The following is an 18,754-nucleotide window of genomic DNA, read 5'->3' on the forward strand; positions in this document are numbered from 1 at the left end:
TGCATTTCCCATGACAGACGCACTCAAGCGCCTCTCCGACGAGGGCGTGGCGATCTGGCTCGACGACCTGTCGCGCAAGCGGATCACTTCGGGCAACCTCGCCGAGCTGATCGACCAGCAGCACGTCGTCGGTGTCACCACCAACCCGTCGATCTTCCAGAAGGCGATCTCGCACGGTGACGGTTACGAGCAGCAGCTCACCGACCTCGCCGCCCGGAAGGTCACCGTCGACGAGGCCATCCGCATGATCACGACGGTGGACGTCCGCGACGCCGCCGACATCCTGCGTCCGGTCTTCGACGCGACGGACGGCCAGGACGGCCGGGTCTCCATCGAGGTCGACCCGCGCCTGGCGCACAACACCGTGGCCACCATCGCCGAGGCCAAGCAGCTCGCCTGGCTGGTGGACCGGCCGAACACGCTCATCAAGATCCCGGCGACGAAGGCCGGTCTGCCGGCGATCACCGAGGTCATCGGCCGGGGCATCAGCGTCAACGTGACGCTGATCTTCTCGCTGGAGCGCTACCGCGAGGTGATGGAGGCCTACCTGGCGGGCCTGGAGAAGGCGAAGGCCGCCGGCCTGGACCTCTCGAAGATCCACTCGGTCGCCTCGTTCTTCGTGTCCCGCGTGGACACCGAGATCGACAAGCGTCTCGACGCGATCGGCGGCGACGAGGCCAAGGCCGCGAAGGGCAAGTCCGCCCTCGCCAACGCGCGCCTGGCCTACGAGGCGTACGAGGAGGTCTTCGCGGGCGACCGCTGGGCCGCCCTTGACAAGGCGCAGGCCAATAAGCAGCGCCCGCTGTGGGCCTCCACCGGCGTGAAGGACCCGTCCCTCAAGGACACCCTGTACGTCGACGAGCTCGTCGCCCCGAACACGGTCAACACCATGCCGGAGGCCACGCTCGACGCGGTCGCCGACCACGGCGAGATCACCGGCAACACCATCGCGGGCAGCTACGACCAGGGCCGCGCCGACCTCGAAGCGATCGAGAAGCTCGGGGTCAGCTACGACGACGTCGTCCAGCTCCTCGAGGACGAGGGCGTCGAGAAGTTCGAGGCGTCCTGGATCGACCTGCTCAACTCCACCGAGGCGGAACTCAAGCGCCTCGCCCCTTCGGAGGGCTGACCACCTTGTCTGGTGTTCCCGGAGCCAACCCGCTTCGTGACGCCCAGGACCGACGGCTCCCGCGTATCGCGGGGCCGTCGGGCCTGGTCATCTTTGGCGTCACGGGCGATTTGTCCCGTAAAAAGCTGATGCCCGCTGTCTATGACCTGGCCAACCGCGGCCTGCTGCCGCCGGGCTTCTCGCTCATCGGCTTCGCCCGCCGCGAGTGGCAGAACGAGGACTTCGCACAGGAGGTCCACGACGCCGTAAAGCAGCACGCCCGTACACCGTTCCGTGAAGAGGTCTGGCAGCAGCTCATCCAGGGGATGCGCTTCGTCCAGGGCAACTTCGACGACGACGAGGCCTTCGAGACCCTTAAGGCCACCATCCAGGAGCTCGACAAGGGACAGGGCACGGGCGGCAACTTCGCCTTCTACCTGTCCGTGCCGCCGAAGTTCTTCCCCCAGGTCGTCCAGCAGCTCAAGAAGCACGGGCTCGCCGACCAGAAGGAAGGCTCCTGGCGGCGTGCCGTCATCGAGAAGCCGTTCGGTCACGACCTCGCCAGCGCGCAGGAGCTCAACCAGCTCGTGCACGATGTGTTCCCGCCCCACGAGGTCTTCCGTATCGACCACTACCTGGGCAAGGAGACGGTCCAGAACATCCTGGCGCTGCGCTTCGCCAACACGATGTTCGAGCCGATCTGGAACCGGTCCTACGTCGACCACGTCCAGATCACGATGGCCGAGGACATCGGCATCGGCGGCCGGGCCGGTTACTACGACGGCATCGGCGCGGCCCGTGACGTCATCCAGAACCACCTGCTCCAACTGCTGGCGCTGACGGCGATGGAGGAGCCCGGCTCCTTCCACCCCAAGGCCCTGGTCGCCGAGAAGCTCAAGGTGCTCACGGCGGTGGAGCTGCCGGACGACCTGGGCAAGCACACCGTGCGCGGCCAGTACGCCCACGCCTGGCAGGGCGGCGAAGAGAACCTCGGCTATCTGGAGGAGGAAGGCATCGACCCCAAGTCGACGACCGACACCTTCGCCGCGATCAAGCTGACGATCAACAACCGCCGCTGGGCGGGCGTGCCGTTCTACCTCCGTACCGGAAAGCGGCTCGGCCGCCGGGTCACGGAGATCGCGGTCGTCTTCAAGCGCGCCCCGTATCTGCCCTTCGAGTCCGGCGCGACCGAGGAGCTGGGCGGCAACGCCCTGGTCATCCGGGTCCAGCCGGACGAGGGCGTGACCGTGCGGTTCGGTTCGAAGGTGCCCGGCACCTCGATGGAGGTCCGGGACGTCACGATGGACTTCGCGTACGGCGAGTCCTTCACGGAGTCCAGCCCGGAGGCGTACGAGCGGCTCATCCTCGATGTGCTGCTCGGCGACGCCAACCTCTTCCCCCGCCACCAGGAGGTCGAACTCTCCTGGAACATCCTCGACCCGATCGAGGAGTACTGGGACAAGCACGGCAAGCCCGCTCAGTACGGGGCCGGTACCTGGGGTCCGGCCGAGGCTGACGAGATGCTCGCACGCGACGGACGGAGCTGGCGCCGGCCATGAAGATCGATCTCACGGAAACCACGTCCAGCAAGATCAATCAGGCGCTCGTGTCGGCCCGTCGTGCCATCGGCACACCGGCCATCGGCATGGTGCTGACCCTCGTCATCGTCACCGACGAGGAGAACGCGTACGACGCCCTCAAGGCGGCGAGCGACTCCTCCCGCGAGCACCCCTCGCGGATCATCGCGGTGATCAAGCGGGTCAGCCGTTCACCGCGCAGCCGGCGTGACGCACGGCTCGACGCCGAGGTGCGGGTCGGTTCCGACTCGGGCACCGGCGAGACCGTCGTCCTGCGGCTGCACGGCGAACTGGCCAACCACGCCCAGTCGGTGGTCCTGCCGCTGCTGCTGCCGGACGCACCCGTCGTGGTGTGGTGGCCGCAGGACGCGCCCGCCGACCCGGCGAAGGACCCGCTGGGCGCGCTGGCCCAGCGCCGTATCACGGACAGCTACTCGGCGGCCCGGCCGCTCGACGAACTGGCCGTGCGCGGGGCGACGTACAACCCCGGCGACACCGACCTGGCGTGGACCCGCATCACGCCGTGGCGTTCGATGCTGGCCGCCGCGCTCGACCAGCAGGTGGCCGAGGTCGTGGCAGCCACGGTCGAGGGCGAATCGGACAACCCGAGCTGCGAGCTGCTCGCCATGTGGCTCGCGGACCGGCTCGGTGTCCCGGTGGAGCGGACGCACTCCTCCGGCCCCGGTCTGACGGCCGTCCGCATGGAGACCAAGAACGGCACCGTCACGCTGCACCGGCCCGACGGTTCGCTGGCCACGCTCTCCATGCAGGGGCAGCCGGACCGCGGAGTGGCGCTCAAGCGGCGGGAGACCGCCGAACTCCTCGCGGAGGAGCTGCGGCGCCTCGACCCGGACAACACCTACGCCTCGGCGGTGAAGTTCGGCCTGGACAAGCTGGGCAGCGCCGAGGCGAAGCCGGCCGGGTCCGAGGAGAAGCCCCCGGCCGTCACCCCGGCGGCCACGGCAACGGCCGCCAAGAAGGCCGCTGCCAAGAAGGCGGCGTCGAAGTGACCGCTCCCCAACTGGTCGTGCACCGCGACAAGGAGCTGATGGCGCAGGCCGCGGCGGCCCGGCTGATCACGAAGGTCGTGGACGCCCAGGCCGCACGCGGATACGCCTCGGTGGTGCTGACCGGCGGGCGCAACGGCAACGGTCTGCTGGCCGCGCTCGCCGCCACGCCCGCGCGGGACGCGATCGACTGGTCGCGGCTCGACCTGTGGTGGGGCGACGAGCGTTTCCTGCCCGAGGGCGATCCGGAGCGCAATGTCACGCAGGCCCGCAAGGCCCTGCTGGACTCGGTGGCGCTGGACCCGTCCCGGGTGCACGCGATGCCCGCTTCGGACGGCCCGTACGGCGACGACGCGGACGCGGCCGCCGCCGGTTACGCGGCCGAGCTCGCCGCGGCTTCGGGGCCGGAGAACCACGGCCCCGTACCGACGTTCGACGTGCTGATGCTGGGCGTCGGACCGGACACGCATGTCGCTTCGCTCTTCCCGGAGCTGCCCGCGGTACGGGAGACCGAGCGCACCGTCGTCGGTGTGCACGGTGCGCCCAAGCCGCCGCCGACCCGTGTCTCGCTCACGCTGCCCGCCATCCGGGCGGCGCGCGAGGTGTGGCTGCTGGCGGCGGGCGAGGACAAGGCGGAGGCCGCGGCCATCGCCCTGTCCGGCGCCGGGGAGATCCAGGCTCCGGCGGCGGGTGCGTACGGACGCAGCCGCACCCTGTGGCTGCTGGACGCGGCGGCGGCCTCGCAGCTGCCGCGCGCGCTCTACCCGCCGGCCTCTCCCTGAGAGGTCGTCAGCAAGACTGTACGGAGGCCCGGTTCGCTCTCAGGAGCGGGCCGGGCCTCCGTCGTGAAAGGCTTCGGCCCATGGTGCGTATCGGAACTGTGGTGATGGGTGCGTCGGACGTACGGCGTGCGGCGTCGTTCTGGAAGGCGGCACTGGAGTACGTCGAGCGCGAACCGCTGACGGACGACTGGGTGGTGCTGGTCCCGGCCGAGGGGCACGGCGTCGGGCTGTCTCTGGGGCGGAGCGAGTCGCCCGTGCAGGAGGTTCCCCGGGTCCATCTCGACCTGTACACCGACGAGCAGGACGCCGAGGTGGACCGGCTGCTCGCGCTCGGGGCGGTCCGGGTGGTCTGGGAGCTCTATCCGCCGGACCCGGACTTCGTGGTGCTCGCCGACACGGAGGGCAACCGCTTCTGCGTCATCGACACGACGCACGGTCAGGTCTAGGGCGTGGTCCCGGTGCGCTCCAGGAACGGTTCCAGGAGCCCAGGGACGGCCGCGGACGCGAAGTCGAGGCCCTCGGACGCGTCGGTGTCGTACGCCGTGTAAGCGCCCGATCCGGCGGCCGTCGTGGCGGTGACGCTCAGGAGCCCGGACCGCCGCTGGAAGTAGGACTGCCGCACCGTCCAGCCGATCACCCCGGCCCGATCCAGCGCGGCCGTGGAGCGCCGGACCGTGCCGGAGCGGGTCACCAGATAGTCGCCGCCGACGGCGTGTCCCAGGGCGCGGTACGCGTCGAGGGCGAGGAGCACCGCGAGCGGCAGGAACACCACCGCGCAGGCCAGGGCGATCCAGAGCAGGACCGGCGTCAGCAGGGCCCCGAGGACGGCCAGGACCGCTACGGGCACCAGCACGGCCCAGAGGGCCCAGCCGAGCCGTCGGCGGCGGGCGGCGCGCGGGTGGCCGGTCAGTACGGCGCCCGTGGGGGTCGACCGCTCGCGCAGGACGTCGGCGGCGACCGTGTCGGCGAGCTCGCGGGGCACGGCCGGCAGCAGGGTGTTGTGGGCGCCGTGCTGTTCCTCGTCGTCCTTGGCCAGGCCCGTCGTGATCGCGTCCAGCCGGGCGGCGCCCATCAGCCGGACGCCTAGCGGCTCGACGAGGTCGACCCCGCGCAGCCGCCGTTCCTCGATGGAGACCGACCGGGAGGTGAAGAGCCCGCGGCGGACCCGCAGGGTGCCGCCCGGTTCACGCTCCAGCCGGTAGCTCCACCACATCTCGACCCAGAGTCCGAGCGCGCCGATGACGCCCGCGACCGCCGCGGCGACGACCAGGACGAGGACCGTCCAGAGCAGCGGGGTGTCGCGGAACAGGTCGCGGATCCAGGCGATCACCTGGCCCTGCGCCCCGACCCACTCGCTGACCTGCAGCACGGCCCCGACCGCGGCGCCGCCCAGCATGGGGGCGACGAAGGACACCGGCGCGTATCCGATCCACCGGAGGTTCAGCGCGATCAGTTCGCCCTCGCGGTGGCTGCCCGCCGGACCGGTGGCCGCGCGTTCCAGGAGCAGGCGGCGCAGCCGCTCGCCCTCGGCACGGGTCACCGGGTCGAGCTCCAGCGTCGAGTCGCTGCCCGCGTGTTCGCCCGTGCCGATCCGGACCGTGACGAGTCCGAGGAGGCGCAGCAGCGGACGGGCCGTGAGGTCGACGCTGCGGATACGTTCCCGGGCCAGCGAGCGCTCCTTCACCAGCAGGAGGCCGGTGTGCAGTGCGACGCGCTCGGTGCCGACGCGGTAGCGGGTGCGGCGCCAGCGGACGTAGTCGATCCCCGCCGAGCAGCCGGTGAGTACGACGACGGCGGCCGGTACCCAGACCAGGGCCCTGCCGGTCCCGAAGCGTCCGGCGAGCGCGAGGGCGACCGTTACGGCCGCGCCCAGCAGTACCCCCGTCGTGACGAGTGCGGTGACCAGGACCGTACGCCGGTCGAGGCGCCGCCAGTCGTCCGCGGGGGTGCTCATGTGGCGTCCCCGGGGGTGTCCTGGGTGATCCGGGTCAGCCGCCCGGCCAGCTCCGCCGCCACCTCGTGGTCGAGGCCCTCGATCCGTACGGCGCCCTTGGCGGACGCGGTGGTGACGGTGACCGTGGCGAGCTTCCAGAGCTGTTCCAGGGGGCCGCGCACGGTGTCCACGGTCTGAATCCGGGACATCGGCGCGATCCGCCACTCCTGCCGGAAGACGCCCGTCCGGACGTAGACCGCTTCGTCGGTGACTTCCCAGCGGTGCGTGCGGAACCACCAGAGGGGGAAGAGGACGGCGCAGACCAGACCGGTGACCGCCAGGACCGCGGCGGCCGTCAGCAGCCAGAACCGGGCGGGCCCGATGAACGCGCCGAGCACACCCAGCACCAGCACGGGCACCGCGGTCAGCAGCAGCCACTGGGCCCGCCACCAGCCGACGGCCCGGCGGTCCAGGGTGTTGCGCGGTGGCCGCAGCCGTACCGTCCCCTCCCCCGTCACCACGCCGCTCAGCGTCCCCGCAGCGTGCGGTAGGCGGCGACGAGCGCGGCGGTGGAGCTGTCGAGCTGCTCTCCGCCGGTGCCCTCGATCAGGACCGGCTCGATCTTCTTGGCGAGGACCTTGCCGAGCTCGACGCCCCACTGGTCGAAGGAGTCGATGTTCCAGATGGCGCCCTGGACGAAGACCTTGTGCTCGTACAGCGCGATGAGCTGGCCGAGCACCGACGGGGTCAGCCTGTCGGCGAGGATCGTGGTCGTCGGGTGGTTGCCGCGGAACGTCTTGTGCGGCACCAGTTCCTCGGGCACGCCCTCCGCACGGACCTCGTCCGGCGTCTTACCGAAGGCCAGCGCCTGGGTCTGGGCGAAGAAGTTGGCCATCAGCAGATCGTGCTGGGCGACCAGTCCGGGCAGCAGATCCTCGACCGGCTCGGCGAAACCGATGAAGTCGGCGGGGATGACCTTGGTGCCCTGGTGGATCAACTGGTAATAGGCGTGCTGCCCGTTGGTCCCGGGCGTGCCCCAGACGACCGGGCCGGTCTGCCACTCCACCGGATTGCCGTCCCGGTCCACGGACTTGCCGTTGGACTCCATGTCCAGCTGCTGCAAGTACGCCGTGAACTTGGAGAGATAGTGGCTGTAGGGCAGCACGGCATGCGACTGGGCGTCGAAGAACCCGCCGTACCAGACGCCCAACAGGCCGAGCAGCAGCGGGGCGTTCTCCTCGGCCGGGGCGTTACGGAAGTGCTCGTCGACGAGGTGGAAGCCGTCGAGCATCTCGCGGAAGCGGTCCGGACCGACGGCGATCATCAGCGAGAGACCGATCGCCGAGTCGTACGAGTAACGGCCGCCGACCCAGTCCCAGAACTCGAACATGTTGGCCGTGTCGATGCCGAAGTCGGCGACCTTCTCGGCGTTGGTCGACAGCGCCACGAAATGCTTGGCGACGGCTTCCTGACCGGCCCTCAGGCCCGTGAGCAGCCAGTCGCGGGCGGAGGTGGCGTTGGTGATGGTCTCGATCGTGGTGAACGTCTTCGAGGCGATGACGAACAGCGTCTCGGCCGGGTCCAGGCCCTGCAGGGCCTCGTGGAGGTCGGCTCCGTCGACGTTCGACACGAAGCGGAGGGTGAGCGAACGGTCCGTGAAGGAGCGCAGCACCTCGTACGCCATGGCGGGACCGAGGTCGGAGCCGCCGATGCCGATGTTCACGACGTTCTTGATGCGCTTGCCCGTGTGGCCGGTCCACTCCCCCGACCTGACGCGGTCGGAGAAGGCCGCCATCTTGTCCAGGACGGCGTGCACGGCGGGCACCACGTTCTCGCCGTCGACCTCGATCACGGCGTCGCGCGGAGCGCGGAGCGCGGTGTGCAGGACGGCCCGGTCCTCGGTGGTGTTGATCTTCTCGCCGTGGAACATCGCGTCCCGCAGCTCCGGGACACCGGTGGCGGCGGCGAGCTCGCGCAGTAGGCGGAGCGTCTCGTCGGTGACCAGGTTCTTGGAGTAGTCGACCAGGAGGTCGCCGACCCGGAGGGTGTAGTCGGTTCCGCGGTCCGGTGCCTCGGCGAACAGCTGTCGCAGCTGGGTCCCGCCGAGTTCCTCACGGTGCTTGCCGAGAGCCGCCCACTCGGGCGTCTGATTGAGCTTCGTTCGGCTTTGTGCGTTCATCCCGGGTATCAGCCCACTTCTTCTCGTACCTGCACATGCCCCGCTGCCCCTCCAACTTAATTGATCCGAGGGGTGTGCGGCGCGAGGGCGGGATGCGGCACGGGAAAAGCGGTCCGGCCGGGCACCCTTGGGGTGACCGGCCGGTGAACAACTTCTAGATTTCGCCGCGGAGTTTCGCGAGTGCTTCGGCAAGAATGGCCTCGCCGTCCTCGTCGCTGCGCCGCTCACGTACGTACGCCAGATGCGTCTTGTACGGCTCGGTGCGCGGCGGGTCGGGCGGGCTGTCCCGGTCCTGGCCGGCCGGGAAGCCGCAGCGCGGGCAGTCCCAATTCTCCGGTACCTGCGCGTCATGGGCGAAGCTCGGCTGCGTCTCGTGCCCGTTCGAGCACCAGAAGGAGATGCGGAGGCGCGGCGCGGACTCGCCCCGCTCGGCCTCTCCCATCGGCCCCGCTCCGACCCGGCTTCCCCGGATCGCGTTGCCACTTGCCACGGTCGTAACTCCCTGCGTGATGGTGCTCGAAGATGCCCCAGTCTACGTAAGGCCCAACGCGCGTCCAGTGATTGGAGTTACACCCTCACCGGGAATCGCGGACGCCGGGTCAGTTGTCCAGCTTCATCAGCAGACCAAGTACAACAATGCATGCGAACCACGACAGACCGACCACCACGGTGATGCGGTCGAGGTTGCGCTCGGCGACCGAGGAGCCGCCGACGGACGACTGCATACCGCCACCGAACATGTCGGAGAGGCCGCCGCCCTTTCCCTTGTGCATCAGCACCAGCAGCATCAGCAGCAGGCTGAAGACGATCAGGGCGATCGAGAACCCCATAATCACGGCTGGTCCCTACTTTCCGGAATTCCCTTGGACTGCACATACGGACAACGGGGGCCGGAGGGGTACCCCCCTCGGCCCCCGCTAGGGTACGACGGATCCGCGCTACCGCATACTCACTGGTCGCGGAAGCGGACGATCTTGACGAACTCCTCGGAGTCCAGCGCCGCGCCTCCGACCAGTGCGCCGTCCACGTCGGGCTGCGCCATGATGGCCGCGACGTTGCCGGACTTCACGGAGCCGCCGTACTGGATACGGACGGCGTCGGCCAGCTCCTGCGAGTACAGCTCGGCCAGCCGGCGCCGGATCGCTCCGCACACCTCCTGGGCGTCCTCGGGAGTGGCGACCTCGCCGGTCCCGATGGCCCAGACCGGCTCGTACGCGATCACGATGGACTCGGCCTGCTCGGCGGGGATGTCCTTGAGGGCGCCGTCGAGCTGCGCGAGGGTGTAGGAGACCTGGTCACCGGCCTTGCGGATGTCCAGGCCCTCGCCGACGCAGAGGATCGGGGTCAGGCCGTGCTTGTACGCGGCCTTCACCTTGGCGTTGCAGATCTCGTCGTTCTCGCCGTGGTACTGGCGGCGCTCGCTGTGGCCGACGGCCACGTACGTGCACTTCAGCTTCGCGAGCATGGAGCCGGAGATCTCACCGGTGTACGCACCGGATTCGTGTGCCGAGATGTCCTGGGCGCCGTACTTGATCTTCAGCTTGTCGCCGTCCACCAGCGTCTGCACGGAGCGCAGGTCGGTGAAGGGCGGCAGGACGGCGACCTCTACGGCGTCGTAGTCCTTGTCGGCCAGGGCGAAAGCGAGCTTCTGGGTGTGGGCGATGGCCTCGAGGTGGTTGAGGTTCATCTTCCAGTTGCCCGCCATCAGCGGGGTGCGGGTAGTCATTGAGTGTCAGTCCTCCAGTGCGGCGAGGCCGGGAAGCGTCTTGCCCTCGAGGTATTCGAGGCTGGCGCCGCCACCGGTCGAGATATGGCCGAATGCATTCTCGTCGAAGCCCAGGATGCGCACGGCGGCGGCACTGTCTCCGCCGCCGACGACGGTGAAGGCCGAGGAGTCGACGAGGGCCTGGGCGACCGCCTTGGTGCCCTCGGCGTAGTCGGGGTGCTCGAAGACACCCATGGGGCCGTTCCAGAAGACCGTGGCCGCGTCGGCGAGCTTCGCGGCGTACAGCTCGTTGGTCTCGGGTCCGTTGTCCAGGCCCATCGCCCCGGCCGGGATGGCGTCCGCGGCAACCGTGGTGGGGTGGCTCGGGGCCTTGGTCTTCAGGTCCGGGAACTGCTCGGAGACGACGACGTCGACGGGGAGCACGAACTCCACGCCCTTCTCCTCGGCCCGCTTCAGGTACTGCAGCACGGCCGGAATCTGGTCCTCCTGCAGGAGCGAGCTGCCGACCTCGTGGCCCTGGGCCTTGAGGAAGGTGTACGCCATGCCGCCGCCGATGAGGATGCGGTCGGCCTTCTCCAGCAGGTGGTCGATGACGCCGAGCTTGTCGGAGACCTTGGAGCCGCCGAGCACGACGGCGTACGGGCGCTCGACGTTCTCGGTGAGCTTCTTCAGGACGCCGACCTCGGTGGCGATCAGATCGCCGGCCGCGTGCGGCAGCCGGGCCGGGAGGTCGAAGACCGAGGCGTGCTTGCGGTGGACGGCGCCGAAGCCGTCGCCCACGTACATGTCGGCGAGCTCCGCCAGCTGGTCGGCGAAGGCGCCGCGTTCGGCGTCGTCCTTCGCGGTCTCACCGGGGTTGAAGCGGAGGTTCTCGATGACAGCGACCTGGCCGTCGGTGAGAGCGGCGACCGTGGCCCGGGCGGAATCGCCGACCGTGTCGGTCGCGAAGGCGACATCGGTGCCGAGCAGCTCGCCGAGGCGCGCCGCCGCGGGTGCCAGCGAGAACGCCGGGTCGGGCGCGCCCTTGGGGCGGCCGAGGTGCGAGGCGACGATGACCCGCGCGCCCGCTGCGGCAAGTTTGGCGACCGTGGGCGCCACGGCGCGGATGCGGCCGTCGTCCGTGATCGTGGTGCCGTCGAGCGGCACATTGAGGTCGGCGCGGACGAATACCCGCTTGCCCGCGACCCCTTCGGTGAGAAGTTCGTCGATCGTCTTCATCTGTTTCCGGTACTCCTTGGAAGGGCGAGAGAGAGCATGCAACGGGGCTCGAACGGCGCCACGTTGCGCCATCCGAGCCCCATGCTCACATCGAGTTGCCTGCCGATCCGAAGATCAGAGCTGGCCGCCGACGAAGACGGTCAGGTCGACGAGACGGTTGGAGTAACCCCACTCGTTGTCGTACCAGCCGAGGATCTTCACCGTCTTGCCTTCCTGAACCATCGTCATGGACGAGTCGAAGGTGCAGGACGCCGGGTCACCGACGATGTCCGAGGATACGATCGGGTCCTCGGTGTACGCGAGGTACCCCTTCAGGTCGCCGTCGTCGGACGCCTTCTTGAACGCGGCGTTGACCTCGTCCTTGGTGACCTCGCGGGTCAGCTCGACAACGAGGTCGGTGGCCGAACCGGTCGGGACCGGGACGCGCATCGCGATGCCGTCGAGCTTGCCCTTGAGCTGCGGCAGGACCAGAGCGGTGGCCTTGGCGGCACCGGTCGTGGTCGGGATGATGTTCTCGGCGGCGGCGCGGGCGCGACGCAGGTCCGAGTGCGGGAAGTCCAGGATGCGCTGGTCGTTCGTGTACGCGTGGACCGTCGTCATCAGGCCCTTGACGATGCCGAAGTTCTCGTCGAGAACCTTGGCCATCGGCGCCACACAGTTGGTGGTGCAGGAGGCGTTGGAGATGACGTTGTGCTTGGCCGGGTCGTACTTCTCCTGGTTGACGCCCATCACGATCGTGATGTCCTCGTCCTTGGCCGGAGCCGAGATGAGGACCTTCTTGGCGCCACCGGCGATGTGCTTCTCGGCGTCGGCCTTCTTGGTGAAGATGCCGGTCGACTCGATCACGATGTCGACACCCAGCTCGCCCCAGGGCAGGTCGGCGGGGTTGCGCTCGGAGAGCACCTTGATGGTGTGACCGTCGACGGTGATGGTGTCGGCGGTGTGGCTGACCTCTGCCTTGAGACGACCCAGAATGGTGTCGTACTTCAGCAGGTGGGCCGTGGTCGCAGTGTCACCCAGGTCGTTGACAGCCACGATCTCGATGTCCGCACCCTGCTCCAGCAGCGCGCGGAAGTAGTTACGTCCGATGCGGCCAAAGCCGTTGATGCCTACGCGGATCGTCACGAACCGATCTCCTCGTTAGGTACGCCGGTTTTCGACGCCGGCGAGTTGTATAGGGATGTCCCCGACCGCCTCCGACCCTACCTCTCCGAGGGCCCCGGAGTGACATCGAGCGGGGCCGGGCGAGGCCGGGAAGTCTGTACTCCCGAGTAGGAGTCCGCGCCTCCGCTTCCGGGGTGCACGGCGGGCGACGAGCCGGCTCCGGGGCCTGTGGAGCCGGCTACGGAGTGTCAACGGCCCTGTGTTCTCAGCCTCTTTCCCTCAGGAAATGCTTGCGCCCGAGCGCGCCGGTGAGGTATTTGAGTCCGCATCGGGGCAGGCGATGTCCCGAATCCCGGCTCCGGCGCCCGGCGAAGAGAAGTCCGAAAAGCGTCCGCACCCCGGACATGCCGCTGCCGGCGCACCCTTGCGGGGCGCCGGCAGCGGGATGTCCGGGCGGTCTGTCCGGGCGGGGCGTCGGATCGGGGCGTCGGATCGGGGCGTCGGTCAGCCGACGAGTCCGTCGGCCAGCTCCTCGCTGAGGGTGGACTCCGTCCCCGGGATACCCAGGTCCTGGGCCCGCTTGTCGGCCATGGCCAGCAGGCGGCGGATACGGCCGGCAACGGCGTCCTTGGTCAGCGGCGGCTCGGCCAGCGCACCCAGCTCCTCCAGGGACGCCTGCTTGTGCTCCATGCGGAGCCGTCCGGCCGCCGCGAGGTGCTCCGGGACCTCTTCGCCGAGGATCTCCAGCGCGCGCCCCACACGGGCGCCCGCAGCCACCGCCGCCCGTGCCGAGCGGCGCAGGTTGGCGTCGTCGAAATTGGCGAGGCGGTTCGCCGTGGCACGGACCTCGCGCCGCATCCGGCGCTCCTCCCAGGCCAGCACCGACTCGTGCGCGCCGAGGCGGGTCAGGAGCGCACCGATGGCGTCGCCGTCACGGACGACGACGCGGTCCACGCCGCGCACCTCGCGGGCCTTCGCCGCAATGGAGAGCCTGCGGGCCGCACCGACCAGGGCGAGCGCCGCCTCCGGACCCGGGCAGGTCACCTCCAGCGAGGAGGAACGGCCCGGCTCGGTGAGCGAACCGTGCGCCAGGAAGGCCCCGCGCCAGGCGGCCTCGGCATCACAGGTGGCCCCCGAGACCACCTGTGGGGGCAGCCCGCGGATGGGGCGGCCGCGGCCGTCCACCAGCCCGGTCTGGCGTGCGAGCTGGTCGCCGCCCGCCACCACCCGTACGACATAGCGGGAGCCGCGCCGCAGCCCGCCGGGGGCCATCACGATCAGCTCCGAGCTGTGCCCGAAAATCTCTAGAATGTCCCGCTTCAGTCGGCGCGCCGCCATCGCGGTGTCCAGCTCCGCCTCGATCACAATCCGGCCGCTCACCAGGTGCAGCCCACCCGCGAACCGAAGAATCGCCGAGACTTCTGCCTTCCTGCAGCAGGTCCGGGTTACGGGAAGCCGAGAGATTTCGTCCTTCACCGCTGGCGTCATCGCCATGGGCCGATCCTTCCATGCATCCGAAAAATACGGTCGTACGCGGCGGCCAACAGCTCCGGATCATGGATCGGAACGCCATCGGGTGAAGCCACCGGCGCCAGCTCGACCGCGGCGCCGAGCCGTTCTGCGGCGTCGGCGAGGGACTCGCGGTCGGGCACGGCGGCCTCGTCGGCCAACACCACGTCCAAGGCGAGTTTAGGGGCGTGTCGTCCCAAAACCTCCAAATGACGCTGCGGTGAGAAGCCATCTGTTTCACCGGGTTGCGGCGCGAGGTTCAGCGAAAGGACCTTCCGGGCCTTCGTGGCGACCAGCGCGTCGAGCAGTTCCGGGACGAGCAGGTGCGGAATCACCGAGGAGAACCAGGACCCCGGGCCGAGCACCACCCAGTCCGCGTCGAGGACGGCGGCGACCGCTTCCGGGACGGCGGGCGGGTCGGCCGGGACGACGTGCACGGACTGCACCTCGCCCGGGGTGAGCGCCACCGTCGCCTGCCCGCGCACGGTGACGATGTCGTCGGGGTGCTCCGGGTCGTGTCCCCGTACGAGCGCCTGGAGCTCCAGGGGCACGGCCGACATCGGCAGCACCCGGCCGTGGGCGCCGAGGAGCTTGCCGACGAGGTCGAGCGCCTGCACGTGGTCGCCGAGCTGCTCCCAGAGGGCGACGATCAGCAGATTGCCGACCGCGTGCCCGTGCAGATCGCCCTTGGACTCGAAGCGGTGCTGGATGACCTGGGCCCAGGTCTGGCCCCACTCGTCGTCCCCGCAGAGCGCGGCCAGCGCCTTGCGGAGGTCGCCCGGAGGCAGCACGCCCAGCTCCTCGCGGAGCCGGCCGCTGGAGCCCCCGTCGTCGGCGACGGTGACCACGGCCGTGAGATCGCCGGTGATCCGGCGCAGCGCCGTGAGCGAGGCCGACAGCCCCATGCCGCCGCCCAGGGCGACGACCTTGGGCTGGGCGCCCCGCTTGCGTCCGGACATCGCCGACGTCGCTCTGCTCAACCGCCGCAGACGCAGATTGCGGTTGGTCACTCGCGCCCCATGTCCCTGTGGACGAGGACGGTCTCGATGCCTTCCGTGGCCAGCCGGGCGGCCAGCTTCTCGGACATCGCCACGGAGCGGTGCTTGCCGCCCGTGCACCCGACGGCGACGGTCACATAGCGCTTGCCCTCACGGCGGTACCCGGCGGCGATGAGCTGGAGCAGTTCCGTGTACTGGTTGAGGAACTCCTTGGCGCCCGGCTGGTCGAAGACATACGCGGACACCTCCTCGTTGAGCCCGGTGAACGGCCGCAGCTCCGGCACCCAGTGCGGGTTCGGCAGGAAGCGGCAGTCCACGACCAGGTCGGCGTCGACCGGGAGGCCGTACTTGTAGCCGAACGACATCACCGTGGCCCGCAGCTCCGGCTTCTCGTCGCCGGCGAACTGGGCGTCCATCTTGGCGCGCAGTTCGTGCACGTTGAGGCTGGAGGTGTCGATGACCAGGTCGGCGTCGCCGCGCAGCTCACGCAGCAGATCGCGCTCGGCCTCGATGCCGTCGACGATCCGGCCGTCGCCCTGGAGGGGGTGCGGGCGGCGGACCGACTCGAAGCGGCGCACGAGGGCGTCGTCCGAGGACTCCAGGAACACGATCCGCCGGGTGACGTGCTTGGCCTCCAGGTCCGCGAGGGACTCCCGGAGGTTGTCGAAGAAGCGGCGGCCCCGGACATCGACGACAACGGCGATACGGGCCACGTTGCCCTGGGACCGGGCGCCGAGCTCCACCATCGTGGGGATCAGCGCGGGCGGGAGGTTGTCGACGACGAACCAGCCGAGGTCCTCCAGGCACTTGGCGGCTGTGCTGCGCCCGGCGCCGGACATGCCGGAGATGATCACCAGTTCGGGGATGGCCGGCGCGGTGGCCTCATCCGTCTCGTTCGTGGTGCCCGTACTCACGTGTGCTGCTCCGTCTGCTCGGTCGGTGCTGTGGTGCTCGGGTTCGGTTTCGTGCGCGCGTTCGTTCTTGTGTTCAGTCATGACGTGCCCCCGTCGTCGTCTTCAATGATCTCTCCTGTGGCCGTGTTCACGGCGGGCGCGGCCGGGGCCGTCGAGGCGAGAGCGGCGGCCAGTGATTCCGCCGTCCTGCGTCCTATCCCCGGGACCTCGCAGATCTCGTCGATTGTCGCCTGCCGCAGCTTCTTCACGGAGCCGAAATGCTTGATCAGAGCCTGTTTCCGGGTCTCGCCGAGGCCCGCGACGTCATCCAGGGGGCTGCTGCGGATGCGCTTGGCGCGTTTGGCGCGCTGGTAGGTGATGGCGAAGCGGTGGGCCTCGTCACGAATCCGCTGAAGGAGATAGAGCCCTTCGCTGGAGCGGGGCATGACCACGGGGTCGTCGTCATCGGGCAGCCAGACCTCCTCGAGGCGCTTGGCGAGGCCGCAGACGGCGATGTCGTCGATGCCGAGCTCGTCCAGGGCGCGCTTCGCCGCGGCCACCTGGGGCTGCCCGCCGTCGACTACGACGAGCTGCGGCGGATACGCGAACCGCTTGGGCCGTCCGTCGTCCTCGCGGGGCTCGCTCCCGGTGTCGTCCACGGCGGGTACGGCTCCGGTGGGGGCGGGATCTGTGGGAGCGAGGCCGGTCGGGGCGGGGCCTGCCGGGGCGGGGGTCTCCTCCCACTCGCCCGTCCGCTCCTTGTCCTGGAGGTACCGCTTGAAGCGGCGGCCGATCACCTCGTGCATCGACCGCACGTCGTCCTGGCCCTCGAAGCCCTTGATCTGGAAGCGGCGGTATTCGCTCTTGCGTGCGAGGCCGTCCTCGAAGACCACCATGGACGCCACCACGTCGTCGCCCTGGAGATGCGAGATGTCGTAGCACTCGATGCGCAGCGGGGCCGTGTCGAGACCGAGCGCCTCGGAGATCTCCTCCAGGGCACGGGAGCGGGTCGTCAGGTCGGAGGCACGCTTGGTCTTGTGCAGCCCGAGCGCCTGAAGGGCGTTGCGCTGGACCGTGGCCATCAGGTCCTTCTTGTCGCCCCGCTGCGGAATGCGCAGGCTGACCTGCGAGCCCCGGCGCCCGGCGAGCCACTGGGCGACGGCCTCGGAGTCCTCGGGGAGGGCGGGGACCAGGACCTCCTTGGGTACGGAGTCCCCCGTCTCCTCCCCGTACAACTGCTGGAGCGCGTGCTCGACGAGGCCCGCGGTGTCGACCGCCTCGACCTTGTCGGTCACCCAGCCGCGCTGGCCGCGGACCCGGCCGCCGCGGACGTGGAAGATCTGGACGGCCGCTTCGAGCTCGTCCTCGGCGACGGCGATCAGGTCCGCGTCGGTGGCGTCGGCGAGGACCACGGCGCTCTTCTCCATGGCCCGCCTGAGGGCCTCCACGTCGTCCCGGAGCCGGGCCGCCCGCTCGTACTCCATCTCCTCGGCCGCCTGCATCATGTCCTTCTCCAGGCGGCGGATGTACGTACCGGTCCGGCCTGCCATGAAGTCGCAGAAGTCCTCGGCGAGCTCGCGGTGTTCCTCGGGGGTGACCCGGCCGACGCAGGGCGCGGAGCACTTGCCGATATAGCCGAGGAGGCAGGGGCGGCCGGTCCTCGCAGCGTTCTTGAAGACGCCCGCGGAGCACGTACGCACGGGGAAGACGCGGAGCATCAGGTCGACGGTCTCGCGGATCGCCCACGCGTGCCCGTACGGCCCGAAGTAGCGCACGCCCTTCTTCTTGGCTCCTCGCATCACCTGGACGCGCGGAAAGTCCTCGTTGAGGGTGACCGCGAGATACGGATAGCTCTTGTCGTCCCGGTACTTGACGTTGAACCGGGGGTCGAACTCCTTGATCCAGGAGTACTCGAGCTGGAGCGCCTCGACCTCCGTGGAGACGACGGTCCATTCGACGGAGGCGGCCGTGGTGACCATCGTGCGCGTGCGCGGGTGGAGATTGGCCAGGTCCTGGAAGTAGTTGGCCACGCGCTGGCGCAGGTTCTTGGCCTTCCCGACGTAGATCACCCTGCGGTGCTCGTCGCGGAATTTGTAGACCCCCGGGGAGTCGGGGATCTGTCCCGGCTTGGGGCGGTAGCTGGAGGGGTCTGCCATGTCTCACACCCTACTTGTGGGCAGTGACAGCGCGGCCTTGTCAGCGGACCCGTGGAGCGGGTCAGGGGCCGTGGCGATGGTCACCCTGCGGGTCCGTCAGGCGTCCGGGCCCGCGACGAGCTGTCCGCCCTCGACCGTGACCGGGACGGAGGGCAGCGGCACGGTGGCCGGGCCGTGCAGCGCCTTGCCGGTCGTGGTGTCGAAGCGGCTGCCGTGGCAGGGGCAGTGCCCCTCGGTGCCCTCGACCTTGTCCAGGACGCAGCCCCCATGGGTGCACTGGGCGCTGAACGCCTTGTACTGACCCTTGGCGGGGCAGCTCACGACGAGCCGCTGTTCGCGGTAGAGCTTGGCTCCGCCGACCGGGACCTCGTCCGCGGCGCCGAGCGCGACGGGTGCGGTGGGCGTGGGCGTCTCCGCGTGGCCCAGCTTCGATTCGGTCGAGCAGGCGGCCACTCCCAGCCCGGCGGCACCGGCGAGAGCGGCGCCCTTCAGCACGGTACGGCGGGCGGCGGGCAGGCCGGGCATGCGGTCTCCACGGGGTGAGGGGGCAGGAGCCGCCAAGGG

The 18,754-nt window shown here is 69.8% G+C and carries 18 protein-coding genes; 5 read left to right on the plus strand and 13 right to left on the minus strand.

The genetic code is table 11. The features are described 5' to 3' along the window. The first annotated feature begins 10 nt into the window (after window positions 1-10). From tal to ACFT7S_RS15125, 5 genes are all read left to right on the plus strand, one after another. Window positions 11-1,129: a transaldolase gene (gene tal, locus ACFT7S_RS15105; RefSeq protein ID WP_382731516.1), complete on the plus strand. Its 1,119-nt coding sequence runs from the start codon at window positions 11-13 to the stop codon at window positions 1,127-1,129. Window positions 1,130-1,134: 5 nt separating this feature from the next. Then, complete coding sequence (zwf, locus tag ACFT7S_RS15110; protein WP_382731519.1) at window positions 1,135-2,667, plus strand: glucose-6-phosphate dehydrogenase; 1,533 nt, start codon at window positions 1,135-1,137, stop codon at window positions 2,665-2,667. Beyond that, window positions 2,664-3,695 (plus strand): glucose-6-phosphate dehydrogenase assembly protein OpcA, encoded by a 1,032-nt coding sequence (gene opcA, locus ACFT7S_RS15115; protein WP_382731521.1) that lies wholly within the window; start codon window positions 2,664-2,666, stop codon window positions 3,693-3,695. The genes zwf and opcA overlap by 4 nt, the downstream gene beginning before the upstream one ends. Continuing rightward, on the plus strand, window positions 3,692-4,474 hold the full coding sequence (pgl, locus tag ACFT7S_RS15120) for a 6-phosphogluconolactonase (protein ID WP_382731524.1): 783 nt from the start codon (window positions 3,692-3,694) through the stop codon (window positions 4,472-4,474). The genes opcA and pgl overlap by 4 nt, the downstream gene beginning before the upstream one ends. Window positions 4,475-4,554: 80 nt before the next feature. Continuing rightward, entirely contained in the window at window positions 4,555-4,920 is a 366-nt protein-coding gene (locus ACFT7S_RS15125; protein ID WP_382731527.1) for a VOC family protein, read from the plus strand. Here the strand turns inward: ACFT7S_RS15125 and ACFT7S_RS15130 are convergent. The 13 genes from ACFT7S_RS15130 to ACFT7S_RS15190 form a co-directional block, all read right to left on the minus strand. Then, a complete protein-coding gene (locus tag ACFT7S_RS15130) occupies window positions 4,917-6,428 on the minus strand; it encodes a PH domain-containing protein (protein ID WP_382731530.1) in 1,512 nt (503 codons plus the stop codon). The genes ACFT7S_RS15125 and ACFT7S_RS15130 overlap by 4 nt on opposite strands. Then, on the minus strand, window positions 6,425-6,928 hold the full coding sequence (locus ACFT7S_RS15135) for a PH domain-containing protein (protein WP_382731533.1): 504 nt from the start codon (window positions 6,926-6,928) through the stop codon (window positions 6,425-6,427). The genes ACFT7S_RS15130 and ACFT7S_RS15135 overlap by 4 nt, the downstream gene beginning before the upstream one ends. A gap of 5 nt (window positions 6,929-6,933) precedes the next feature. Further along, window positions 6,934-8,586 (minus strand): glucose-6-phosphate isomerase, encoded by a 1,653-nt coding sequence (gene pgi, locus ACFT7S_RS15140; RefSeq protein ID WP_382731536.1) that lies wholly within the window; start codon window positions 8,584-8,586, stop codon window positions 6,934-6,936. A gap of 154 nt (window positions 8,587-8,740) precedes the next feature. Then, a complete protein-coding gene (locus ACFT7S_RS15145) occupies window positions 8,741-9,076 on the minus strand; it encodes an RNA polymerase-binding protein RbpA (protein WP_382731538.1) in 336 nt (111 codons plus the stop codon). 109 nt (window positions 9,077-9,185) lie between these two features. Further along, a complete protein-coding gene (gene secG / locus ACFT7S_RS15150; protein ID WP_328909535.1) occupies window positions 9,186-9,416 on the minus strand; it encodes a preprotein translocase subunit SecG in 231 nt (76 codons plus the stop codon). Window positions 9,417-9,535: 119 nt separating this feature from the next. Beyond that, window positions 9,536-10,312: a triose-phosphate isomerase gene (gene tpiA, locus ACFT7S_RS15155; RefSeq protein ID WP_382731542.1), complete on the minus strand. Its 777-nt coding sequence runs from the start codon at window positions 10,310-10,312 to the stop codon at window positions 9,536-9,538. A gap of 6 nt (window positions 10,313-10,318) precedes the next feature. Beyond that, window positions 10,319-11,530: a phosphoglycerate kinase gene (locus ACFT7S_RS15160; RefSeq protein WP_382731545.1), complete on the minus strand. Its 1,212-nt coding sequence runs from the start codon at window positions 11,528-11,530 to the stop codon at window positions 10,319-10,321. Window positions 11,531-11,644: 114 nt separating this feature from the next. After that, on the minus strand, window positions 11,645-12,655 hold the full coding sequence (gene gap / locus ACFT7S_RS15165; protein ID WP_382731548.1) for a type I glyceraldehyde-3-phosphate dehydrogenase: 1,011 nt from the start codon (window positions 12,653-12,655) through the stop codon (window positions 11,645-11,647). Window positions 12,656-13,138: 483 nt separating this feature from the next. Further along, window positions 13,139-14,128 (minus strand): DNA-binding protein WhiA, encoded by a 990-nt coding sequence (whiA, locus tag ACFT7S_RS15170; protein ID WP_266745531.1) that lies wholly within the window; start codon window positions 14,126-14,128, stop codon window positions 13,139-13,141. Next, on the minus strand, window positions 14,119-15,153 hold the full coding sequence (gene yvcK / locus ACFT7S_RS15175; protein WP_382731551.1) for a uridine diphosphate-N-acetylglucosamine-binding protein YvcK: 1,035 nt from the start codon (window positions 15,151-15,153) through the stop codon (window positions 14,119-14,121). Before yvcK ends, whiA begins: the two co-directional genes overlap by 10 nt. Continuing rightward, entirely contained in the window at window positions 15,150-16,136 is a 987-nt protein-coding gene (rapZ, locus tag ACFT7S_RS15180; RefSeq protein ID WP_382731555.1) for an RNase adapter RapZ, read from the minus strand. The genes yvcK and rapZ overlap by 4 nt, the downstream gene beginning before the upstream one ends. Then, window positions 16,133-18,190, minus strand: a complete 2,058-nt coding sequence (gene uvrC, locus ACFT7S_RS15185; RefSeq protein ID WP_382731557.1) for an excinuclease ABC subunit UvrC — start codon at window positions 18,188-18,190, stop codon at window positions 16,133-16,135. The genes rapZ and uvrC overlap by 4 nt, the downstream gene beginning before the upstream one ends. A 96-nt stretch (window positions 18,191-18,286) precedes the next feature. Next, window positions 18,287-18,715: a Rieske (2Fe-2S) protein gene (locus ACFT7S_RS15190; RefSeq protein ID WP_382731559.1), complete on the minus strand. Its 429-nt coding sequence runs from the start codon at window positions 18,713-18,715 to the stop codon at window positions 18,287-18,289. Window positions 18,716-18,754 lie beyond the last annotated feature (39 nt).

It is taken from the genome of Streptomyces sp. NPDC057136, assembly GCF_042670885.1.
Classification (GTDB): Bacteria; Actinomycetota; Actinomycetes; order Streptomycetales; family Streptomycetaceae; genus Streptomyces.

Bases quoted from the DNA above. Each gene is read 5' to 3' on its own strand.
- tpiA (WP_382731542.1), bottom strand. From the start codon at position 10,312: ATGACTACCCGCACCCCGCTGATGGCGGGCAACTGGAAGATGAACCTC.
- ACFT7S_RS15190 (WP_382731559.1), bottom strand. From the start codon at position 18,715: ATGCCCGGCCTGCCCGCCGCCCGCCGTACCGTGCTGAAGGGCGCCGCT.
- opcA (WP_382731521.1), top strand. From the start codon at position 2,664: ATGAAGATCGATCTCACGGAAACCACGTCCAGCAAGATCAATCAGGCG.
- ACFT7S_RS15125 (WP_382731527.1), top strand. From the start codon at position 4,555: ATGGTGCGTATCGGAACTGTGGTGATGGGTGCGTCGGACGTACGGCGT.
- ACFT7S_RS15160 (WP_382731545.1), bottom strand. From the start codon at position 11,530: ATGAAGACGATCGACGAACTTCTCACCGAAGGGGTCGCGGGCAAGCGG.
- uvrC (WP_382731557.1), bottom strand. From the start codon at position 18,190: ATGGCAGACCCCTCCAGCTACCGCCCCAAGCCGGGACAGATCCCCGAC.
- pgi (WP_382731536.1), bottom strand. From the start codon at position 8,586: ATGAACGCACAAAGCCGAACGAAGCTCAATCAGACGCCCGAGTGGGCG.
- tal (WP_382731516.1), top strand. From the start codon at position 11: ATGACAGACGCACTCAAGCGCCTCTCCGACGAGGGCGTGGCGATCTGG.
- ACFT7S_RS15130 (WP_382731530.1), bottom strand. From the start codon at position 6,428: ATGAGCACCCCCGCGGACGACTGGCGGCGCCTCGACCGGCGTACGGTC.
- rapZ (WP_382731555.1), bottom strand. From the start codon at position 16,136: ATGACTGAACACAAGAACGAACGCGCGCACGAAACCGAACCCGAGCAC.
- whiA (WP_266745531.1), bottom strand. From the start codon at position 14,128: ATGGCGATGACGCCAGCGGTGAAGGACGAAATCTCTCGGCTTCCCGTA.
- secG (WP_328909535.1), bottom strand. From the start codon at position 9,416: ATGGGGTTCTCGATCGCCCTGATCGTCTTCAGCCTGCTGCTGATGCTG.